The 2,502-nt window shown below is 30.1% G+C and carries 2 protein-coding genes; both read left to right on the top strand.

The features are described from left to right. Positions 1-174 precede the first annotated feature (174 nt). Complete coding sequence (locus A5844_RS13675) at positions 175-804, top strand: magnesium transporter CorA family protein (protein ID WP_086285711.1); 630 nt, start codon at positions 175-177, stop codon at positions 802-804. Positions 805-1,290: 486 nt separating this feature from the next. Next, positions 1,291-2,130 (top strand): class I SAM-dependent methyltransferase, encoded by an 840-nt coding sequence (locus tag A5844_RS13670; RefSeq protein WP_209437441.1) that lies wholly within the window; start codon positions 1,291-1,293, stop codon positions 2,128-2,130. Positions 2,131-2,502 lie beyond the last annotated feature (372 nt).

Below are 2,502 nucleotides of genomic sequence, written 5' to 3'. Positions count from 1 at the left end.
TAAAAAAAGAGAGATGAAATTTACGATTTTCACCCCTCCTTTTTTATTTTCCACAAATTTTAAAAAAAGATATATAGTTGCTGTCTCTTATACACATCTAGATGTGTATAAGAGACAATGTAATAGGACTCAATCTTATAATCAAATGAAGAAAACAGCTCAGGAGAATCTAAAATGACAACAATAAAATTTAACAACAATCAAAATGAATGGATCCATTTAAATACTAAGGAAGAAGATGGCATAAAAAAACTCTATGCTGATTATGATATAGATGAAGAAATCATCGATTATACTCTAGATAAAAATGAAAGAGCCCATTTAGATTATGACAAAACAACTGATACACTTGTTTTGATCTATAACGTTCCCAATAAAATAAAAATCGATAACCATTATGAAACAACACCTATTACATTTATCATTAAAAATACAACCCTCATCACGATCACTAAAGAACAAAATCAATACATTTTTTTTGAAATGAAAAATTATTTAGACAAAAACTTAGATAGCACTATTTATGAGTTCCTATTCAACTGTCTTTTTATTATTACTGATAATTATTTCCCTTACATTGAAGAAATGAATGATGATCGAAAAATTGTGAGTAATAAACTAAAAGAGAAAACAAGTAAAAAGAATTTATTACTATTATCCGATTTGGAAACAGGTATTGTATTCTTTATGTCTGCCTCAAAACAAAATGTAGTATTACTTGAACAAATCAGAACACATGCTTTTCGTAAAAAATTAACAGAATTCGAGAGAGAAGAGTTAGAGCTGTCTCTTATACACATCTAGATGTGTATAAGAGACAGGCTGTTTTCTTCATTTGATTATAAGATTGAGTCCTATTACATATTAAAATAAATATTTGTTATTATTAGTCCTCTTGTATTATATACTTATTTTTACGTTGGGTCCTTACTTTAGTAGGAGCGTTTTACCTCATTTCATCTATACGTTCAATTGAAGTAAAATAGTATATTTGCATCGTTGACAAAAATAATCGGTTCGGGTTACAATCAAGTTTATAAAATTGAGGAAAAAGGTGAAGTATCCGGCCTATCAGATGTTTGTCAATCAATAACATGGGTAGGACTGGAAAAGAGTGAATAAAATCAATTCAATAGGTAAAAAAATTAGCTGTTTGATGGCTTTATTTAGTATACCTATTTTTGGTTTTATTTTACTCTTTACGTAACTTCTCTTTATGGAAGGCCGTAGAGTAAAATCTACGGCTTTTTCTTTTGCTTGATTTTAAAAAAAGAATAGGAGATGAAACAAATGATTACAACACTTTTAGAAACACCGACAATTTATAAGCAAACAGAAGGTGCTTTTTGGGATGACCCACACATTTCCAAACAAATGTTAAACGCACATCTTGACCCAGAGTTTGAAGGTGCGAGTAGAAAAGCTGATTTCATTGATCAATCAGCTCAATGGATCAGTACGCTTTTCCCATCATCAAAATATCCCACCTTACTAGATCTTGGCTGTGGTCCGGGAATCTATAGTGAGAAATTTACTCAATCAGGATATAAAGTGACAGGGCTTGATTTTTCAAAGCGTTCCATTAACTATGGACAAGATTCGGCTAAGAAGAAACAGCTAGAAATCGATTATCGTTATGAAAATTATCTAGTGATGGATCTTCAGAAAAAATTTGATTTGATCACTATGATTTATTGTGATTATGGTGCCTTATCAGAAGAAAATAGAAAAATCCTCCTCGATAAAATTTTTCATCATTTAAAACCCAAGGGGAAAGTATTATTTGATGTGTTTTCACTAACAAAATTCATGGATTTTGAAGAAAAACAAACATGGGAGAGTAACCCGAAAGGTGGTTTTTGGACAGCGGAACCACATATTGCTTTAAATAACTACCTCAAGTACAACAACAATGTTACTTTAGAACAAACTTCTATTTTAACCGAAAATAAATTGATCGATTATTATCTATGGACAACCTATTTCACTCAAGAAACATTGATGAAAGAAGTGTGTGAAGCTGGGTTTAGTGTTGTGGATGTTTTTGGTGATGTAAAAGGAAGCTTGTATAAGAAAGACTCTCCTACGTTGGCGATAGTATTAGAAAAGCAAAGTGAATCTAATGGTTAATTTATGTAGTATTTATTTCTGTATAAAAAGTGCTTTTCTGATGGATGATTGAAGGGCGGTTTCTTATAGAGCATCAATTAGCGTTTATAAAAAAGTGATTTAATTCATATTTTGAAGGATAGGTATTTATTTCTATAAAAATAAAAACCTGTTCTTTGCTATTTTCTTGTTTAGGAAAATAACTGAAATAATTAAGAAGGCATAAAATGAATGAAGGTAAAAATAGATTAACTTAGTAAAAAAATCTAATCCATATTAAAAGTTGATGACAGTGAGATAACGTTTATTCCATCGCTTTTATTATGTTATTCTTAGGTTTAATCTATCTGTTAATTGGGGCATATTGACAGCTATTTACAGGCCGTATTATAC

Origin of the sequence: Candidatus Enterococcus wittei (assembly GCF_002140175.1) — a bacterium.
GTDB classification, from domain to species: Bacteria; Bacillota; Bacilli; order Lactobacillales; family Enterococcaceae; genus Enterococcus_B; species Enterococcus_B wittei.
This window is presented reverse-complemented; position numbering and strand designations above follow the sequence as displayed.

Coding starts and splice junctions, on each gene's coding strand:
- A5844_RS13670 (WP_209437441.1), top strand. CDS start 1,291: ATGATTACAACACTTTTAGAAACACCGACAATTTATAAGCAAACAGAA.
- A5844_RS13675 (WP_086285711.1), top strand. CDS start 175: ATGACAACAATAAAATTTAACAACAATCAAAATGAATGGATCCATTTA.